The organism is Bacillus cereus (genome assembly GCF_007678085.1).
Lineage (GTDB): Bacteria > Bacillota > Bacilli > Bacillales > Bacillaceae_G > Bacillus_A > Bacillus_A cereus_BE.
In genome coordinates this window covers 1,044,303-1,063,087 of record NZ_VEDW01000001.1, presented here as the reverse complement: position 1 = coordinate 1,063,087, position 18,785 = coordinate 1,044,303, and the positions used below count along the sequence as shown (strand labels likewise).

Genomic DNA, 18,785 nt, shown 5'->3' with positions numbered 1-18,785 from the left:
TTATTCATTTTACTATTTCTCATTTGACAATTATGTAACTATTTACATGAATTAAAGATATATAGGGTTGAAAAACCTTTTAAATCAAATGATTCACGAACTTTAGGTACATATATTACATAACATATCTATATAAAAAGATAGGTTATTAAATCATATTTTTATTCCATACGTAGAGCGATATTACCGAACTGTTCTCCCTGTTCCATACGTTTTAATGCTTGAATAGCCTCTTCTAACGAATAAACTTTATCCATAATTGGTTTAATCTTATATTTCTCTATAAACTTAATCATTTCATTAAATTCCTCACGGCTACCCATAGATGTCCCCATAATATCGATTTGATTATAAAATAATGCCCGTAAAGGTAATTCAATTTTATCTCCTGAGCTTGCACCAAAATTGACAATTCTACCATTTGGTTTTAATACATCAAAATATTTTAAGAATGTTGCTGGCCCTATACTATCAATTATTAAATCTACTTTCTCTCCGCGTAAACTCTCTTCCCAATTTCCAGAACTATTAAAAGAAAAGTCTGCTCCATATGTTTCGGCAAACTTTCTTTTCTTCTCAACTCTGGAAGTAACACTGACTTTTGCGCCAATTGCTTTTGCAAATAACATGGCAAATGTCGCTACACCGCCACCTATTCCTGGAATTAAAACGTGTTCTTCACATTTCAATCTACCCTTTGTGAAAAGCGCTCTATATGCAGTTAATGCCGATAAAGATAATACGCCAGACTCTTCCCAAGTAAGATATGACGGTTTTGCCACTACATTTTCAGCTGGCACAATGACATATTCAGCAAACGTTCCATCTTTCGGTCCACCTAACACCTCTGGTAACTCTGGTACTTCGGCAATATTATCCCATCCAATGCTAGGATTTATAATAACCTCGTTATTTAATAAATGATTTGAAACGCCTTCTCCGATTTCTGTAACAATTCCTGAACCATCTGAGCCTACTACTAACGGCAGATCCATTTCTTTTCTATTGTTTATAATAAATAAATCCCTATGATTTAACCCTGCAGCTTTTAACTTTACTTTTACTTCACCAGCATTAGGATTTATTTCAGATGACAATCTATATTCTAATCCTTCTACCCCTTTTTTATATTGATGTACAATAGCTTTCATTGCTTCATTCCCCCTTAATATTTTCAATGTACTAGATATATCAAAATAAATAAAAGAATCTGCCTCCAATAATTAGAAATAATGTATATCATTGTGACAAAAGAAAAAATCCTTCCCTATAAATAACATAGGAAAGGCAAGGGATTTTTAAGTTTTAGCCAATTCTAATATTTTTTGAATAAACGGCGCTTTGGCACTTGTATATGAAGCACGATCAAATGGATATGTAGCTGCAAGTGTCTCTTTTAATTCACTATATTCTTTTTGTGCCCATTTATGTTCTATAAGAAAATCACGAAATAAAATGTTATTCTTCCACTCCTCACTATTATAAATATAAACATGTAAATGATGAGTACCAGCTCTCCATTTTCCCTTTCTAAAAAAACGCCAATTAGGTGTTTCTTTTGGAACATACTCATACCCAATTTTTAATAGCGCTTCAATCCACTTTTCGGTAATTTGCAAATCCGTTACACCAATCATCATATCTATTAGAGGTTTCGCTCCTAATCCCTCTACGGAAGTACTTCCTATATGTTCAATAGCAATACAATCTCCTCCGAATAAAGAAATAAATTTCTCTTTTTCTATTACATACTCTTCATGCCAGCCTTTTTCATATGGTTTAATGACGATTTGTTGATCCATTTTATCCGCCCTCTTAAAATTATTTATTATTATATTTATAAAATTTCATGTGATTAACATAGGATTTTCACAAAATATGTCGAATACTGAGATATACAATTTAATTATAATAAATGCGAGGTATATTATGAAAGAAATTCCAGTTAAAATTCAGTTGAATCAAGTTACATTCCAGTTAAAAGAACATCATAATTTTGATTGGCTATTGAAATTAGGAAACGTATTTGCAGTTTTTGACCAGCAAGATTCAGGTAATCTATCTTTCGGTGTAGAAAAAGATGGGCGTAAGAAATTTATTAAATACGCAGGGGCACAAACAATTGCATATAAAGGGAAAATAAAAGACGCTATTGAAAGATTAAAAAATTCAGCTTCCCTATACGAGGAATTAAAACATGACTCACTTATAGAACTAATTGAACACTATCCAATTCACTCTGGATATGTACTAATTTTCGATTGGTTTGATGGTGAATGTCTTCATTCGCATTGGAGTTTCCCGCCTTCTGAAAAATATACAAATCCAAGCTCTCCATTTTATAAATTTAAACATTTATCTGTTATGGAACGAATTCAATCTTTAAATTCCATTTTTTCTTTCCATACATATGTCGAAAAGAAAAACTATGTAGCAATAGATTTTTATGACGGTAGTATCTTATATAATTTTCATACAAATGAGACGAAGATTTGTGATATAGATTTATATTCTAAAAAACCATACGTGAATAAAATGGGAAGATTATGGGGCTCCTCGCGTTTTATGTCTCCTGAAGAATTTGAACTAAATGCCATGATTGATGCAAGAACAAATGTATTTAATATGGGGGCAATGGCGTTTGCTCTCTTGGGCGGTGGAAAAGATCGTTCCTTTGCAAAATGGGAAGCAAGTAAAGAGTTATATGAAATAGCATATCGTGCTGTAAATGAAAACCGGAATGAACGATATGCGTCGGTTGAAACGTTTTATAAAGAGTGGCTAAACGTGGCTAACTCTGAAAAGATATAAACTTATATTTTTAAAAACAAATAGTTTCTACTATAATCATGTATAATATATTTGAAATGGAAATTCAAAATAATGAGGCATATATTATGGACTTTGTTTATATTAATCAAAACGTATTAAATAATCTTCTATACATTTTAAGTAGTATATTTATTTTTTATTTTATATATGATAGCGGGCGCTATTTGAAGAAATATAAAAAGCTACTTATTGTAATTTGTACGAGTATCCCTCTTATTTTATGTATGCGCTATCCTATCTATATGGATGAAAATTGTATTCATGATTTAAGACAAATACCAGTTATAATAGGTACGCTTTATGGTGGTTTCCCTGTCGGTATAATATTGTTTGCTATTTTATTAATTACAAGATTTTCATTTTATGGATTTAGTATGTTAACAATACTAGTTTATGGCACAATGTTTATCATTACAGCGTTCGCATCCGCAAAATTTAATAAGTATAATAGAAAAGTTAAAGTAGCTTATGGAATGTTTTTAACATTTTTTCTGGCAATATTTACAACTGTAATTGTATTAACTTTATCAGATTTTGAAGTGAATAATTTGTACGTTATTTATTTCATAATATTACCAACTGTTTTGATATTGTTTGTAATTTATTTTAATGAAGTTTTAAAGGATGCAGTTTGTATGCGATCGAAATTAATTAAAATGGAAAAAATGGAGATTGTTAGCCAACTCGCTGCTAGTATATCGCACGAGGTAAGAAATCCCTTAACTGTCGTAAAAGGATTTACTCAACTTTTAAAAACACCAAATTTAACTCCAGAATCCAGAGACGAGTATATCGAACATATACTTGAAGAGTTACATCGTGCCCAAGGAATCATTGATGATTATTTAACGTTTGCCAAACCTGCTTCAGAAAAATTAGATCATATTTCAGTAGAACAAGAGTTAAATCGAGTAATTAATATGATCTTACCATTATGTAATATGAATACAATACATATTACAAAGGATTTCTCTACGGCGACTATTGTTGGTAATAAACAGCACTTTCAACAATGCTTTTTAAACTTAATAAAAAATGGTATTGAAGCAATGCCGAATGGTGGTACTTTAAATATCTCCTCATCTATTAGTAATAATAAAGTTATCATACGAATTGAGGATAGCGGAATTGGTATGTCACAAGAGCAAATAAATCGATTTGGCGAACCATATTTTAGTACCAAGACGAAAGGTACAGGTTTAGGTACAATGGTTGCTGTTAAGATCATTGAAACGATGCAAGGTAGTTTAAAAATCCGAAGCGTTATTAATAAAGGTACAACTTTGACAATTACATTGCCGAAATGTAATATGAACTCATCTGAAAACAAATAAAAAAGGAGCAATTATGCTCCTTTTTTATTTGTTTCGATACATAAGTATCTTCTATGTTTTTTTAGTTTACGTTTGTGGAGACTAATTAGAAATTAGTACCCTCCGCCCCAACAGCTGCATCCAACAATAATTAATAAAATGAATAACACAACTAATAAAGCGAAACCTCCACCAAAACCACAAGAACCACCGTAACTCATATTTTCTCCTCCTTTTGGTTTGAAAACTAATAGGTAGTTGATCATTTTAACTGGTTCGTATTATACATTATGTGAATATCCCTTTTTTGAGCATGTCTATATAAAAATAAGTAAAAGCACTCATTTGACAATGCTTTAAAATGGATACCAAAAGTTTTGAAATACATGTAACTTTAAATACACTGCAACAATTAAAATAAAAACACCTACAAATAAAGCAATGAAATCTCCGGTTTTTGCTTTATTTGTATAAAACCACGTACGTTTATCCTTCTTTCCAAACCCTCTTAAATCCATTGCATTTGAAACTGTATCGACTCTATCTAGTGAATGAATAATTAGGGGCCAGAAAATTAAGACACGGTTTTTCATACGAGTCCATAAACTTGCTTCTCCTTTTTCAAAAGCTACTCCTCTCGCCTCTTGCGCATGTTTTATAATTTTATATTCGGACTGAATATCAGGTATGTAACGTAATGCAATATTTATCGCATAGGTAATCTTATAATGAATTCGAAGTTTACTTAAGCTACTCACAAATTCACTTGGTTCAGTCGTATAAATAAAAATAAGTGTAAATGGTAATAATGTAAAATATTTTAATGAAAGTGTAACTGCATAAAATAATGTTTCATAAGTAATTGTTGCGTATCCAATATGTACAAACGAAGTATATGATTCGGTTAATTCAGATCCATGTGTTGGTGTAATAAATAAGATCATGAAAGAATTTAATAAACTAAATGTAAATATAACAGTAAAAACAATAATGATTTTATGAAATGGAATTTTAGCAATTAGAATTCCGATACATCCAATTATAAATACAAAGAGCAATACGCGAAAATCAAAAAATAAAAAAGTAAGCGTCATACAAATAATAAATAACAACAACTTCACTGCTCCATCCATGCGATGAAAATATGTACTATACACCTTCCTCCCTCCTATTAGTATCAAAATAAAGTTCCATAAACCTTTCAGGATTTGAAATCCCACTAAATTTAGCTAGTTCGAATAAAGAACTTTTCCTTAGATTCGCTCTTTGTAACGTTTCTGAATCCCCTAATACCATAGAAGCAGAATTATTCGCAATGATTTCCCCTTCACGTAGAACAATCGCTCTGTCAGCATATTCTAAAGCAAGATTCATGTCGTGTGTGATAAAAATAAAAGGAATTCCCTTTGAAGCTAGTTTTCTAATAAACGACATAAACTGTTTATAATGATAATAATCTTGTCCCGCAGTCGGTTCATCTAAAATGATAAGTTTCGGATTTGTTGTTAGTGCAGATGCTATTGTTAATCTCTTTTTTTGTCCATAACTTAATGCCTGAATTGGCCAATTTCGAAATGGATACAAACCACAAATTTTTAACGCTTCTTCTGCTCTAAGTTTAACCTCTTCCTTTGAAATTTTTTTAAATTTTAATGAAAATGAAACTTCTTCTATAACAGTAGGTTGTGTAATCATATGATTTGGATTTTGCATCACATAACATATAACCTCACCTCGTTTACGAATAGACCAAGAATTGATATTTACTCCATCAATTAAAATCCTATTATTTGTTTTGTTTATCCCTACAAGACTATGAGCTAATGTTGATTTCCCGGCTCCATTATGGCCCAAAAGTGCTACAATCTCCCCTTCATATATGGAAAAATTTAAGTTGCCTAATACTTTTTGTTTATTAGGATATGAGAATGACAAATTCTCTACTTTCAATAATTCTTTTTTTGTAGGTGTATCTTTACAAAAATCTTGTTTCTCCATCCACTCATTTATTACGCTACTAACACTTTCTCTATGAAGATTTTTAATTGGGTATATTACATCATTATTACTATCAAACTGTAATTTCTTTAATACTTCAATATACATAGGTTCTCTTAAGCCAATAGATGATAATATATTTGACGTTAATATCTCATCTGGTGTCCCTATCGCAATAATTTCACCTTCATCCATTAAAATAATTTTATCTAAATCCAGGTTTAACATTTCTTCAATTCGATGTTCAATAATTACAATTGTTTTATTATATTGTTTATGTATATCTTTAATAAGTTCTATTGTATGCAAGGCGCTTATCGGATCTAAATTTGCTAACGGTTCATCAAACAATAATATATCCGCATTTGTTGTTAACAGACCTGCTAAAGAAACAGTTTGTTTTTGCCCTCCAGATAATTCATGCGGACTTTGTTTATGAAAAGTATGCATCTTTACCTTTTTTAATGAGTCCGAAACAATCTTTTTCATATCATCCTGATTTACACATTCATTTTCTAAATAAAAAGCTACATCTTCTTCCACTGTAAGACCAATAAATTGAGCATCTTGATCTTGCAAAATTGTTCCTACCTGTTTACTCTGTTCAAAAACACTCTCTTTCCTCGGGTCTTTTCCAGCAATTAAAATATTACCAGTACTAATTCCTTCATAAGAAAACGGGATTAGCCCATTTATACAATGAGCTAATGTTGACTTCCCTGAACCACTTCGTCCAGCAATTAGTACTTTTTCTCCAGGATATATATAAAATGTAATGTCTTTTACAGTAGGCTGTGCTGCATGCTTATATTGAAAACTGAATTGTTCAAAAGAAATAATTGGTTGCATATTAACATCCCTACTTTTCAATTTTTAAATGTGTATGTTTCTTATTAGATTTAGCTAGACCTATTGTAATTGGCAATCCAAGAACTAAAAATACAATAACATCAGCAATTGTAGCTCCTAATACTTGTATAACAATTTTGTCAAACGGTTCTCCCATGACAATAATATCGAATGCACCCGCAAATATAATAGCAATGACAATACCAATTAACCCAATAATGGCTAAATAAGAAATATCTCCCTTATTATATGTCCCGTTTTTCACACTAAAGCCCACTCTTTTTTGGATGAGCCCCATTGCAAAGCCGATAATGCCTGAACTAATAACCCACCCCCACCAAATACCCCAGCCAGCGATTGTATCTGTTACGGTATGACCTATAAGTCCTATTAACAATCCTACCACTGGACCAAATAAGGCTCCAAAAACAGTTAAAATAGCTAGTGCAGGTTTAATAAATGTATTTGGTGCAATAGAAAATCCCCAAAGTCCCAATATCCCGTATAATGCTGCTCCAATTCCGATTGCCACTACTAACTTCGTTGATAATTTGTTCATTACAATTCCCCTCTCATATTAGTCAACTTTTACTACTCTATATTTATTTTGAAAATGAATTATGCATCGACAATTCCTTTCTATACAACAAAAAATGACCTCTAATATAAGAGGTCATTTTCTTTCACGTTCAAGAATCCTCTTATCTTCCAAAAAACACATCGTGTCTTCTGCGGAATTAGCACCTTCCTATAAATGTACATAGGGGTTGCTGAGGTTTCATAGGGCCGTTCCCTCCACCTCTCTGGATAAGTATTAATTTGTAATTCGTATTATGGCACTAAGAAACATAAATTTCAACACTTTTCTAATTATTTTTATTTTTCTTTGAACAGTACATTTAAATCATTGTATTCTTATCGGAATTATGAAATAATAAATTAAAAGTGATTACGGGAGGAATGTATGATGAAAGTAATCGGTTTAATTGGTGGGCTAAGTTGGGAATCTACATCGTTATACTATAAACATATTAATACACTTACACTTTCTCAATATGATCAAAATGCAAAGCTTGTTTTATATAGCATGGACTTTGGTGAGGTAACTACTTTATTACAAAATCATCAATACGAAGAAGTGAAAAATGAATTAGTCACTGTTGCAAAAAAAGTTGAAAAATCTGGTGCTGAATGTTTACTAATGTGTTCCAATACGGTACATCTATTTGCTGAAGATGTAGAACAAGCAATATCAATACCACTCCTTCACATCGGTGATGTAAGTGCAAAGAAAATGGTAGAACAGAATATAAAGCGTATCGGACTATTGGGTACGAAACAAACGATGGAACAAGACTTCTATAAATCACGTCTAGCGAATTATAACATTGAGACAATCATCCCAAATAAAGAGGAAAGAAATTTTATTCATCATGTTATTTTAAATGAATTAAGTAAAGGAATTATTTCAGAAACATCAAAAGAAAAGCTATTACAAATTACAAAATCATTAATTCAAAATGGCGCAGAAGGTATATTACTAGGATGTACTGAAATTCCATTGCTTATTTCCCAAAATGACCTTACTATTCCTGTTTTTGATACTGCTTTTTTACATGCAAATACTGCTGTGGAGTTTGCAGGATAATAATATAAAAGCATAAAGGTAGAACCTCTATGCTTTTATATTGTCCAAACTATTTATTTAAAAGCGAATTAATAACTGCAATTGCTTCATTAGAACCACCACATTCTAAAAAACTATCATTTAGTTTTCGTATACCATGCTTATACTTTTCATTTAAAAGAACGTCTGTTACCGCATCTTTTAAAGTTTGCACATTAACATGCTCTTTCGATAACCGATGTGCTGCTTCAAGCTCAGTTAATCTTTGTGCTATCATCGGCTGGTCTTTATCATGTGGAATTATGACAAATGGGACGTTAAAATGAATCGCATCATGCACACTATTCATACCGCCATGTGTAATAAAGACATCTGCTTCACTTAATATTTCTGATTGGGGTACGTATGGGGCAATTATAAAATTGTCTGGCGCTTTCTTAATTTTAGAACGATTATTTCTATCACCAATTGCCATTACGACTATCCCTTCAAAATCTGAGAAACTATCAATACAAGTATTAAAGAATGGTTCTAGTCCTTCAAGCAGTGTTCCCATTGAAATATAAATAACATTCTTATCTTTAAGCAATGCAAGTGGGAACTCTACATTTGTTTTACGCTTTGAAATACTCGGCCCAATAAAAATATTATTTTCTCCGAACGAGTCGCTATTAGGTTGAAAATAACGACTTGTGTACACGAGAGTAATATCCCCCTTATTATGCATAAATTGAAGATTATTTTTGGGCTTTACTCCATATTCATGCTCCATTTGAGATAGTAACTTTTCAGAAAGTTCATCGGGTCGGTATTGTATTTCTGCATTTGGATGAAAAGGTAATGTCTCCAAAAATTCTGGAGAAATTAAAAAGATAGGAGAAGAAACTACGCCTGGAATTTGTAAATACTCCTTTACTAACTCTCCAGCACCAAATATATCATAAATTACGACATCAAAATGTATGCTTTCACATAATTGTTTCGTAATTTCTAATATATATAATGAAGTTTGAACATGTACATGAAAGAAAGAATTCAGACCATTTGAAGATTCAGAGTCAATAGAAATCTCCTTTAATAAATCTGGATGAGTATATACAGTAGCTCCCAAATCTTCTATTCTGCCTTTAAAGTGTTCTGTTGTAATATAATGTACGTGATCACCCTGTTCAGTAAAGGCTTTGACTAAACTTAATGTAGGATTTATATGTCCCTCTGCTGGAAAATTAACCATTAAAATATGTAGCACTTATTTCTCACTCCTTACATTTCAATGCTCTTATTAATCATACTGTAATTATTACCCCCAATCTTCACCTAATAGTACTAATATACCTGCTACTTTAGATGGATAAATAATTTGTCAGTTATTAAATTAAAAAAGGCATCTACATAAGTAGATGCCTAACCGTGATAAGGAGTGTTCTGTGAGGTTAGAATGAGCTTTTCAGCTTGTCCTATGCTATCAATATATGATTTATTTTATAAAACGTGAATAGTTGATAGAATGATTTTCCCTCTTTAACACCCATTTTGAATCTATTCCTAAATAAGACGACTCTAGTTTCTATAACATTTCATATGTTTTAATCTTCTTGAGAGCTATCCATTTTTGTAGTTTCTCCAGTCAATCGCTTATTTTTTAATTCAAAATAAGCATCTAAAACTTCTTTTCCAATATCAGAGTTAATACCAGATTTATCATTCATAACCCACGGCACAACTACAGAGAATGCTACTTCAGGGTTATCATATGGCGCATATCCTGCTAACGTTAAATTATAACATTCTCTTCGCTCACCTTTTTCATTTCTGCCAATATCACTTTCTCCACCGTATACTGTCTGTGCTGTACCTGTTTTCCCTGCTGGCTTATAAGATGCTTTTTGGAACGCCCTTACTCCTGTTCCATCACCTTCTTGGAATACCCTTCTAAATCCTTCTTTTACTTGATTTATATATTCCTCTTTCATATCTATCTTATTTAAAACGATTGGTTCTACTGAATGCATCACTTTACCAATCTCATCTTTTTGCGACGTTTGCTCTCTTACCTCTTGAACAATTTGTGGCTTCATTCGATATCCACCGTTTGCGATTGTTGAAATATACTGTACAAGCTGAAGTGGCGTATAGGTGTCATACTGTCCGATTGAGTAGTCTAGTAAGAAACCAGGTTGATTATCTTTTTTACCAATTTGTCCAGCTGTTTCATTCGGTAAATCGATACCCGTTGGAACACCTAATCCAAATTGCCTGAAATAATACCTCATTTTATCAAAGTACTCCTGTTTAATATTTAATGAACTATTTTTCACATAATCCACACCTGCAATTTTTAATGCTGTATGAAACATATAAACGTTTGAAGAGACTTGTAACGCTCTTAAATCATCAATATTTCCAAACTCCTTCCAAGATTTTTTTTCCTTAGTTCCTTTAAACTTCATAGGTGCATCATAAAAATAAGTACCTGGTGTTATAGCTTTCGTTTCAAATCCAGTTAAAACCGTCGCACCTTTAACTGTTGATCCAAGCTCATAAGAACTAGTCATTGTGCCTAATGCATAGTCTTCAACTTCTGTTTTTCCGTCTTTTTCTACAAGTCTTTTCCCAGCCATTGATAATACTTGTCCGTTTTTCGGATTCATCATCACAACGAAAGCACGGTCCAACATGGATTCTGACCCTTTATATACCTTTAATATTTTTTCAATACTTTCTTCTACTTTCTTCTGTAATTCCATATCTATTGTTAAAGTCAAATTCTTACCGCTTTTCCCCTCGGAAACGGTTTCCGTTCTAATTGTATTACCTTGTTTATCTGCAACGCTTCTTACTTCTTTTTTTGTACCATGAAGTACATCTTCATATTGCTGCTCGATATAACTTTTTCCAACCCTATCATTTCGGCTATAATCACGTACCAAGTAGTAATCTAATCGTTCACTCGGTAATCCTTCATCGGAATTAGAAACATTTCCCAGAACAGATCGGAATAACCCATCATTGACATACACTCTCTCCCAATCAACCGATACGTCTACACCTGGGAGATTTGCTAAACCTTCACTAATTATAGTAAATTCCTTTTCACTAACATCTTTTTTAATAATTTGAGGAGCCATTTGATAACCAGAAGTCATCTTACTTTTAATAGCTAACACTTTTATATCTTTCTCTGTTAATTCCTGAAGATTTTTATCTGTAACACGTTTTCTTTTTAACTCTTCTATTTTATTATCTAGCTTCTTGCCGCTAATATCCTTTTCTCTAAATGTATCTATTTCTTTTTTTGATACTAATTTTTCAGCCAGCTTTGGATTTAATTGCATCCAAAAATCTTTCTTATCTGTCTCAGTTAACTTAGCTATATCTTCTTGCGGCATTCCAATTATGTCTGCAAGTTTGTTTGCGGTTTTTAATATATCTTCTGATTTTACGCCTTTCATCTTTGTGTACGTGACCGTGCGTAAAGATTTATTATCAACAACTGGATTCCCTTCTCGATCAAATATTTTTCCACGCGGTACAGATAGGCTCACCGTTGCATTTTCTCTCTTTTCTACTTCATTTTTATAAGTCTCTCCATCGAAAATTTGCACTTTACCTAACTGTATAATCATTGCAGAAAATAATAAAAATACACAAAGAAATAAAATATTTAACCGCGTCGGTATTGCTCTGCCACTTTTTTTCTCATGCTTTTTCACCTTGTCATAATCTCCTCCTTACAGAATTTCTAATAATAATTGAATCTATATATTAAAAGTAATGCACATTTTCTATACAGTACTTTGTACAAATATTAATATACTGATAAAAACTTAATAGAAATTAAAACAAAGGTTAAGAAAAGGTAAAGTTTACTAAATTAAATATAAAAATCCCCAATAACCGAAAGCTTAACTTTTGGTTATTGGGGATTTAGTAATTTATGAGTTAATAATTGGACGTATTGAATCGAATCTATCATCATAATTTGATAGAGATTTTTCACTCTGAGTTTTCGGCAAGTAAATCGTTACTGTTGTCCCGACTCCAACCTCACTCAAAATACTTATATTCCCTTGGTGACTTTCAATGATTTTATAACTTAGCATTAATCCGATACCGGTACCTTTTTCTTTCGTACTATAAAAAGGCTCACCTAATCTCTTAATTCTTTCTTCAGGTATCCCTATTCCTTCATCAATTACATGAATAATGACACCTTCATCGTTTATCTCTTTTATATGAATTGTAATTTTCCCGCCATCTGGCATAGCTTCGATTGAATTTTGCAAAATATTAATAAACACTTGTTTCAATTGATTTTCTGAGCATTCAATACTTATGTCTTTGGTGTCTGCATATAGTTCCACTTGAATATTCGTCATAATTGCTTTTGTATTCATTAACGATACGACATTATTATAAATTTGATAAATATTTTTTTGTTCTGTATTTATCTCATCTGTTTTAGCAATTGATAAAAACTCTTGAAGAATCGCTTCTATTCTTTCAATTTCAGAAAGCATTAGATCAAAATATTTTTCTTGATCTTCTTTATTAATTTGAAATAACTGTATAAACCCTTTAATGACAGTTAATGGGTTCCTCACTTCATGAGCTACACCAGCTGCTAATTGACCAATTGCTGCAAGTGTATCTGATTTGTTTAGCAATTCTTCTGTCTTTTTCCGTTCTGTAATATCACGTACAATGATCATAATTTTATCATGTAATAATGGTAAGCATCTAGCTTCAAAGAAATCAATACTCCCATTAATTGTAAGTGGATATTCAACAATCACATTCGTTCCTTTTCCCTGCACTTGATGAATGGCTTCCTGAAATTGCTGTGCTACTGAAGAGGGTAATACTTCGTAAAATTTTTTCCCCATAAAAGCTTCTGCGGGTACGTAAAATTTTGTAGGGGATCCTGCTTTATAATCTATGATAGTACCTTCATCATCTGTTAAGAAACATAAATCTGGTAAAGCCTTGAAAATTAATTCCAACTCAGACGTTTGTTGTTTTAACTGCTCTTCTATCGCTTTTAAATGTGTAATATCTACACCAACAGCCCAGTAGCTATACCCTGTTACAGGAAACTGTTCTGATATATTGGACCACATGATTGTTTTTATTTCACCATTTTTACATGTTAAGTGCATTTCCCAATCCCTGAAATTTTTTCCACAAGTTAAAAATTTCGTTTGTATTTGGTGACGATAATTATGATCTGGGTACAATAATTGTAGGGCATTTGGATTCCCTATTATTTCTTCAGCTGTATAACCTGTTACAATTTCACACTCCCGATTCCACAAAACAAAATCCCCATTATAATCAAGCGCATCAACCATAACAGGCATGTTTTGTAAAATCGTATGTAGTTCCTCCTCTTTTCGAGAAAGCAACGTTGTATTTTTACTTTGAAATACCTTTGTTGCTCCATCTATAATTAGATTTGAAAGCATTTCAAAGTATTTTTGACAATTGAAAATGTCACTTTTGTTTGACCATACTACAAAAGATCCTAAATGTTGATTGTATAAAAAAATGGGGATTTCAATTTTGGGAAGTTTACATATTTTCATCTCATTTATTCCAAAAGAAAATATACATTCTTTTTCAGCATCAAGAAGTTGATGTGATATGTTGGTTAATTTATAAAATTGTTCTGCCATGGTTTCTATTGTACTCACATCAATAAGTTCCATTAGCCGCGCATTCATTCCTTTTTCACCTCAATATGTAAAATTAATACAAATTCAAATTTTATACTTCTCCATTATACGAAGAATGTGCCTTTAGGTATATAGCTGCAGAATAATTATTCGAACAAATTTTATTTTTCAATTAAAAAGGGGAGAATTTACGTATAAAATGAAACATTAATCGTTATGTATTCCATCAAACATCAATTTTAATTTGACAAGCAACCGAAAGCGCGCCATCATGCATACATTTAACTATGAAAATAGTATCATTCATATCGCTTTTAGCAGTATAAAAATACAAAAAATATAAAGTTCATAAATTTTTCACAATTATTATGAAAAATTTAAACATTTATTCCAATATATTCTATATAATAAAATGTAATAAGGCTTCTATGAATCTCATAGAATACCTTACCCCTAATAAAAAGAAAAAAAGAATCTATTTGGATTCTTTTTTTCTTTTTATATTACATTACATATTTATATAAAGCGTGTGCAACACCGTGTTCTTCATTTGATAATGTCTCGTATTGACACATCGCTTTTATTTCTTCGACTGCATTTCCCATTGCAATTGATATGTTTGCTTTTTCCATCATAGATACATCGTTTAGCCCATCACCTATCGCTACAGTATTTTCAACCGGAATATTTAGATGTTCTGCTAAAGTATATAACCCTTTTCCTTTTTGAGCATCTCGGTGATTAATCTCTAAGTTATGCCAATATGAAGATGTAATTGCTAAATCAGTATTATGCAGAAACGTTTCTTTTAACTTTTTTAATTTTTCTATGTCATAAGAAAATGGTAAAAGCTTATGCACATGTATTTCTGTTTCTACAATTGGTTTACAACTTTCTGCACTATAAAATGCTGTATGTTCAAGATATAATGCTGCAATCGTTTCTAACTCTTTCAAGTCAATATTTTCTTTTGAATTTTTCACATACTCAATTTCTTTACGTACACTCTCTACTCCGTAATCCGGTACGTACACACCTTTATTAGTATAAAGCTGATAATATAGGCCATTTTCTTCAAGATAATTCACAATCTCAAGCGCCTGCATATTTTGAATTGGATATCGTTTCATCATTTTTTTATCTTTATATATAAGCGCACCATTTTCCGCAATAATTGGACACTCTAAATTAACTTCTAACAACAATCTTTCAATGTCGACGATCGAACGCCCTGTACAAATTGCTACCACATGGCCCGCTTCCTGACATTTTCGAATTGCTTCTGCATTCTCCTTACTAATCATTTTATTCCCGGAAAGAAGAGTTCCATCTAAATCAATTGCGATTAATTTCATTATTTCTTCACCACTTTCTATATATACACGAATTTATATTGAACGAAAGGTATCGTTTTCATACTGATTTCGTGAAGTACTCCTTATTTATAATTTATGAAAAGCGTTTCAGGTCAAGAAATAATTAAAAATAAAATCAACAGCTTTTCTTTTTTTTTAAAAGCTGTTGATTTTAAACTATGAACTATAACTAATATATTTCGTCTCACACATGTACACATTCTTTTCTTCAGTTGGGACATATATTTTAAATTTTTCTAAACGCTTTCCGTAAATATGAATAGTGACAACGCTTTCATTTTTAGCTATTTCAAGAATATGACAATCAGCTGGTGGAATGACTTTATCTGTTTCTCCTTCTCCCAAATAAAGATTTCCTGTATGCGTTAAATAAACAAGTGAATTTTCAAGCTGCTTAGTTTGTATAAAGTTTTGCACCATTATTCTTCCTGTAAAAACGCCTTCTACTCCCCATGTACCATCATGATCATGTAAAGGTGTAGATTGTCCATCCTTCCATACAAGAGCTAATACTTCAAAACGATTAAAAGGATCTTCATATAACAAGTGTCGTGCGTATTGAGCCGAATTCGCCTTCTGTTTTTCTAACGGAAGCCATGTTTTCTTTTCTAAAAGTTCTTCTAGTAATTTTTCAATCGCACAAACAATTTGATCTTCTAATAAATTACTATCCATTAAATCCGTTACAGCTTTAATAAACGTTTGAAACGTTTTACTTCCATTACACGTTAACATAAGCGTCCTCCTCCATTCTTTTTCACACACCTCCATACTAAATAACCAACTAAAAATTTACAATTGAGAAATAAAAAAACAAGGTACAGTAAATTTGTACCTTGCTGAGCGATTTACCTAGTTTTCAAAAGAATAGGTAAGTAATTTAACGTTTGCTCATTTTCCAATAGACATTTTTCTAAATTGAACGATGGAGATAACTCTATTTTTTCAAAGGTATTTATGAAAGTTCTTAATGCAATCTCAGCTTCTAAACGTGCAAGTAGTGCCCCTAAGCAAAAGTGAGCACCTTTACCTAATGTTAAATGCTTTTCATTTCCTATTCGGTGTATATTAAATTTAGAGGCTTGCGAAAACTTTTTCTCATCTAAATTTGCTGCACTTACCCATGCAATAATCATTTGATCCTTTTTCATAAAATGTCCAAATATATTTGTATCCTCTGTGATCCTCCTAGCTAATGTAATGGGAAAGCGATAGCGTAATACTTCCTCAATTGCTTTTGAAATTAATTTAGGTTCTTCTCTTAATTCTTTATATGTTCCAGGTGAATCCACTAAAAAGCAATAAAAGCTATTAATAATTAAATTAGTAATTGTTTCATTGCCTGCCGCTAATAAACCTAAAGAAAAAGTTACAATTTCTTCATCGGTTAATCTTTCACCTTCATATTCAGCTCTTATTAAATCCGAAATAATATCATCGGTTAAATGGTATCTCTTTTCTTGAACGATCGGTAGAAGATATGCTTTAAATTCATTTAGTACTATACCCTTTTCCACATCCAGATCATTAAACTTTTCTTTACTATACGGCATAAATAAAATATCAGACCATTCTTTAATTTTTTACGGTCAGTTGTTGGCACTCCTAATAAATCGGATATGACGATAACAGGTAAAGGTGCAGCAAACTCTTCAACGATATTAACCTCACTATATTTCCCAATATGTTGTACAAGTTCATTTGCGATAGACTGATATGTAAATATAATAAAAAACGAATGATTAATAGAAATATTCTACGCCACTCGTTTTTTATCGGACTTCTTTTTACTGTACTTTTATTTTCTTTATGAGTTATTAGAAAAATAATTGTCTATATAAGTCTTTATTTTTTCAAAATCCTTTTTCATAAATAAGATTGCTGGTACTTCAATTATTGGAAGATTATTTTCATTATCAAAAGGTGGACACGGTTTGGGAACTACCAAATAGTCAACTGAGTTTTTATCCCTAATATAATTAATTGAAACATTATAATACTTAGAAAAATATCCCTTCAAATCATCCTGATTCCTTAAAATTGGTAGAGAAAATATTGAACCATAATTTATACCAGCGTCGACAATTAATACAAAGCATATTTTTTTCATGATACACCCTCCTCGTATAATAAGTTTTAAGTTAATAACTGTTCCTTGAAAATTAAATAGTTTTTATCTTCAAGAGCTACATCAAAAAAATGATGTATGAGTAAAATTTAGTCTTGGATAAGGTAACACTGATAAAAACAGGTTTCCTTTTTCTTTATATTCAATTAAATCATATCATTATTTTGCATAAATTTCCATATTTTGTTTTTTTATTTTATTGGTAAACTTATGCTTAGCATGAATTGGAGGGATATATATGATAGATTATAGAATAATTTCAAGAGAAAACTATTCAAATAAGATTAGAGAACTTGTAACAATGCTTGAACATACAAGAGATGTTACATTGAGCGAAATCTCCAATTTAAACCAAAGTGATTTAGATTTTTTACCAAACGGTAGTTCAAACACTATTGGTTCTCTCTTATCACATATCGCAGCGATGAAGTTTGTTCATCAAGTTATCTCGTTTGAAAAAAGAGATTTAACTGAAAGTGAATATCTAAAGTGGCGAATTTCTTTAGAACTTGGAGACAAAGCAAGGGAAGGAATAAAAAAGCAATCTTTAGATTATTATTTGAATGAATGATCACAAGTTAGAGAAAATACACTAACATATCTGAAATTGAATTTAGTAAATCGCGTATTGAACATGAATTGCTCTGGATTACATCACTTATGAAGAAAATATGAAAAAATAAAAAGAAAAGTTAAAAACAATGAATGAAAATGAGATTTATTATCAATACTATAATTAATAAAAGGGCAACCACGATTTGGCTACCCTCCAAAATTTATACTTCTGGATCGAAAGTTTTGCAATCTGTTTCTTCTGTAGTAGATGCTTGTTTCCCTTTATGACTTACTACATAAATTGCATCTGCGCTACATTTATTGCCGTTTGCCCAAAATTTACAGTTGTTTACTTCACATAAAACGTCTTGTGCCATAGTATCACACCTCCTTGTTCTATTATCATTAACAAAATTCGGAGGTATGATACTC

The 18,785-nt window shown here is 31.4% G+C and carries 16 protein-coding genes, 3 pseudogenes and 1 riboswitch; of the genes and pseudogenes, 5 read left to right on the top strand and 14 right to left on the bottom strand.

Annotated features, from left to right (window positions below):
- Nucleotides 1-161: 161 nt before the first annotated feature.
- Both FS742_RS05380 and FS742_RS05375 read right to left on the bottom strand, forming a co-directional pair.
- Nucleotides 162-1,151 carry a zinc-binding dehydrogenase gene (locus tag FS742_RS05380; protein WP_144611494.1) on the bottom strand — a complete coding sequence of 330 codons (990 nt, stop codon included), beginning with the start codon at nucleotides 1,149-1,151 and terminating at the stop codon, nucleotides 162-164.
- A gap of 147 nt (nucleotides 1,152-1,298) precedes the next feature.
- Nucleotides 1,299-1,802 (bottom strand): GrpB family protein, encoded by a 504-nt coding sequence (locus FS742_RS05375; RefSeq protein WP_144611493.1) that lies wholly within the window; start codon nucleotides 1,800-1,802, stop codon nucleotides 1,299-1,301.
- Nucleotides 1,803-1,929: 127 nt separating this feature from the next.
- Between FS742_RS05375 and FS742_RS05370 the strand changes: the two genes are divergently transcribed.
- Together FS742_RS05370 and FS742_RS05365 are read left to right on the top strand one after the other, a co-directional pair.
- Complete coding sequence (locus FS742_RS05370) at nucleotides 1,930-2,811, top strand: protein kinase family protein (protein WP_144611492.1); 882 nt, start codon at nucleotides 1,930-1,932, stop codon at nucleotides 2,809-2,811.
- Nucleotides 2,812-2,897: 86 nt separating this feature from the next.
- The gene (locus FS742_RS05365) at nucleotides 2,898-4,166 is read left to right on the top strand and encodes a sensor histidine kinase (protein ID WP_144611491.1); all 1,269 of its coding nucleotides are present in this window, start codon (nucleotides 2,898-2,900) and stop codon (nucleotides 4,164-4,166) included.
- A gap of 92 nt (nucleotides 4,167-4,258) precedes the next feature.
- Here FS742_RS05365 and FS742_RS05360 read toward each other — a convergent pair whose 3' ends face one another.
- The 4 genes from FS742_RS05360 to FS742_RS05345 all read right to left on the bottom strand — a co-directional run bounded on the left by FS742_RS05360 (nucleotide 4,259) and on the right by FS742_RS05345 (nucleotide 7,551).
- Nucleotides 4,259-4,366, bottom strand: coding sequence for a YjcZ family sporulation protein (locus FS742_RS05360; RefSeq protein ID WP_000120182.1), 108 nt, complete (start codon nucleotides 4,364-4,366; stop codon nucleotides 4,259-4,261).
- Nucleotides 4,367-4,501: 135 nt separating this feature from the next.
- Nucleotides 4,502-5,302 carry an energy-coupling factor transporter transmembrane component T family protein gene (locus FS742_RS05355; RefSeq protein WP_144611490.1) on the bottom strand — a complete coding sequence of 267 codons (801 nt, stop codon included), beginning with the start codon at nucleotides 5,300-5,302 and terminating at the stop codon, nucleotides 4,502-4,504.
- Nucleotides 5,295-6,992 carry an ABC transporter ATP-binding protein gene (locus FS742_RS05350; protein ID WP_144611489.1) on the bottom strand — a complete coding sequence of 566 codons (1,698 nt, stop codon included), beginning with the start codon at nucleotides 6,990-6,992 and terminating at the stop codon, nucleotides 5,295-5,297. Before FS742_RS05350 ends, FS742_RS05355 begins: the two co-directional genes overlap by 8 nt.
- A 10-nt stretch (nucleotides 6,993-7,002) precedes the next feature.
- A complete protein-coding gene (locus FS742_RS05345) occupies nucleotides 7,003-7,551 on the bottom strand; it encodes an ECF-type riboflavin transporter substrate-binding protein (protein ID WP_144611488.1) in 549 nt (182 codons plus the stop codon).
- Between the two features lie 139 nt (nucleotides 7,552-7,690).
- Nucleotides 7,691-7,806, bottom strand: a riboswitch (SAM riboswitch).
- Nucleotides 7,807-7,956: 150 nt separating this feature from the next.
- Here FS742_RS05345 and FS742_RS05340 point away from each other — a divergent pair.
- Nucleotides 7,957-8,640 carry an aspartate/glutamate racemase family protein gene (locus FS742_RS05340; protein ID WP_144611487.1) on the top strand — a complete coding sequence of 228 codons (684 nt, stop codon included), beginning with the start codon at nucleotides 7,957-7,959 and terminating at the stop codon, nucleotides 8,638-8,640.
- Nucleotides 8,641-8,689: 49 nt separating this feature from the next.
- On the opposite strand, the gene FS742_RS05335 is transcribed toward FS742_RS05340, so the two are convergent.
- The 7 genes and pseudogenes from FS742_RS05335 to FS742_RS05305 form a co-directional block, all read right to left on the bottom strand.
- The gene (locus FS742_RS05335) at nucleotides 8,690-9,868 is read right to left on the bottom strand and encodes a macrolide family glycosyltransferase (protein WP_144611486.1); all 1,179 of its coding nucleotides are present in this window, start codon (nucleotides 9,866-9,868) and stop codon (nucleotides 8,690-8,692) included.
- A gap of 337 nt (nucleotides 9,869-10,205) precedes the next feature.
- Nucleotides 10,206-12,332, bottom strand: coding sequence for a peptidoglycan D,D-transpeptidase FtsI family protein (locus FS742_RS05330; RefSeq protein ID WP_144611485.1), 2,127 nt, complete (start codon nucleotides 12,330-12,332; stop codon nucleotides 10,206-10,208).
- 222 nt (nucleotides 12,333-12,554) lie between these two features.
- On the bottom strand, nucleotides 12,555-14,342 hold the full coding sequence (locus tag FS742_RS05325; RefSeq protein ID WP_144611484.1) for a PAS domain-containing sensor histidine kinase: 1,788 nt from the start codon (nucleotides 14,340-14,342) through the stop codon (nucleotides 12,555-12,557).
- A 455-nt stretch (nucleotides 14,343-14,797) separates the two neighbouring features.
- Nucleotides 14,798-15,649: a Cof-type HAD-IIB family hydrolase gene (locus tag FS742_RS05320; protein WP_144611483.1), complete on the bottom strand. Its 852-nt coding sequence runs from the start codon at nucleotides 15,647-15,649 to the stop codon at nucleotides 14,798-14,800.
- Between the two features lie 177 nt (nucleotides 15,650-15,826).
- Nucleotides 15,827-16,405 carry a cysteine dioxygenase family protein gene (locus FS742_RS05315; protein ID WP_144611482.1) on the bottom strand — a complete coding sequence of 193 codons (579 nt, stop codon included), beginning with the start codon at nucleotides 16,403-16,405 and terminating at the stop codon, nucleotides 15,827-15,829.
- Nucleotides 16,406-16,518: 113 nt separating this feature from the next.
- Nucleotides 16,519-17,384 (bottom strand): annotated as a pseudogene (locus FS742_RS05310) (cytochrome P450); the annotation flags it as partial.
- 93 nt (nucleotides 17,385-17,477) lie between these two features.
- Nucleotides 17,478-17,780, bottom strand: a complete 303-nt coding sequence (locus FS742_RS05305) for a hypothetical protein (RefSeq protein ID WP_144611481.1) — start codon at nucleotides 17,778-17,780, stop codon at nucleotides 17,478-17,480.
- Between the two features lie 256 nt (nucleotides 17,781-18,036).
- Here FS742_RS05305 and FS742_RS05300 point away from each other — a divergent pair.
- Both FS742_RS05300 and FS742_RS05295 read left to right on the top strand, forming a co-directional pair.
- A pseudogene (locus tag FS742_RS05300) lies at nucleotides 18,037-18,366 on the top strand (hypothetical protein); the annotation flags it as partial.
- A 38-nt stretch (nucleotides 18,367-18,404) separates the two neighbouring features.
- Nucleotides 18,405-18,473: pseudogene (locus tag FS742_RS05295) on the top strand (PadR family transcriptional regulator); the annotation flags it as partial.
- A 101-nt stretch (nucleotides 18,474-18,574) separates the two neighbouring features.
- Here the strand turns inward: FS742_RS05295 and FS742_RS05290 are convergent.
- Nucleotides 18,575-18,730 (bottom strand): DUF1540 domain-containing protein, encoded by a 156-nt coding sequence (locus FS742_RS05290; protein ID WP_000046091.1) that lies wholly within the window; start codon nucleotides 18,728-18,730, stop codon nucleotides 18,575-18,577.
- Between the last annotated feature and the right edge of the window lie 55 nt (nucleotides 18,731-18,785).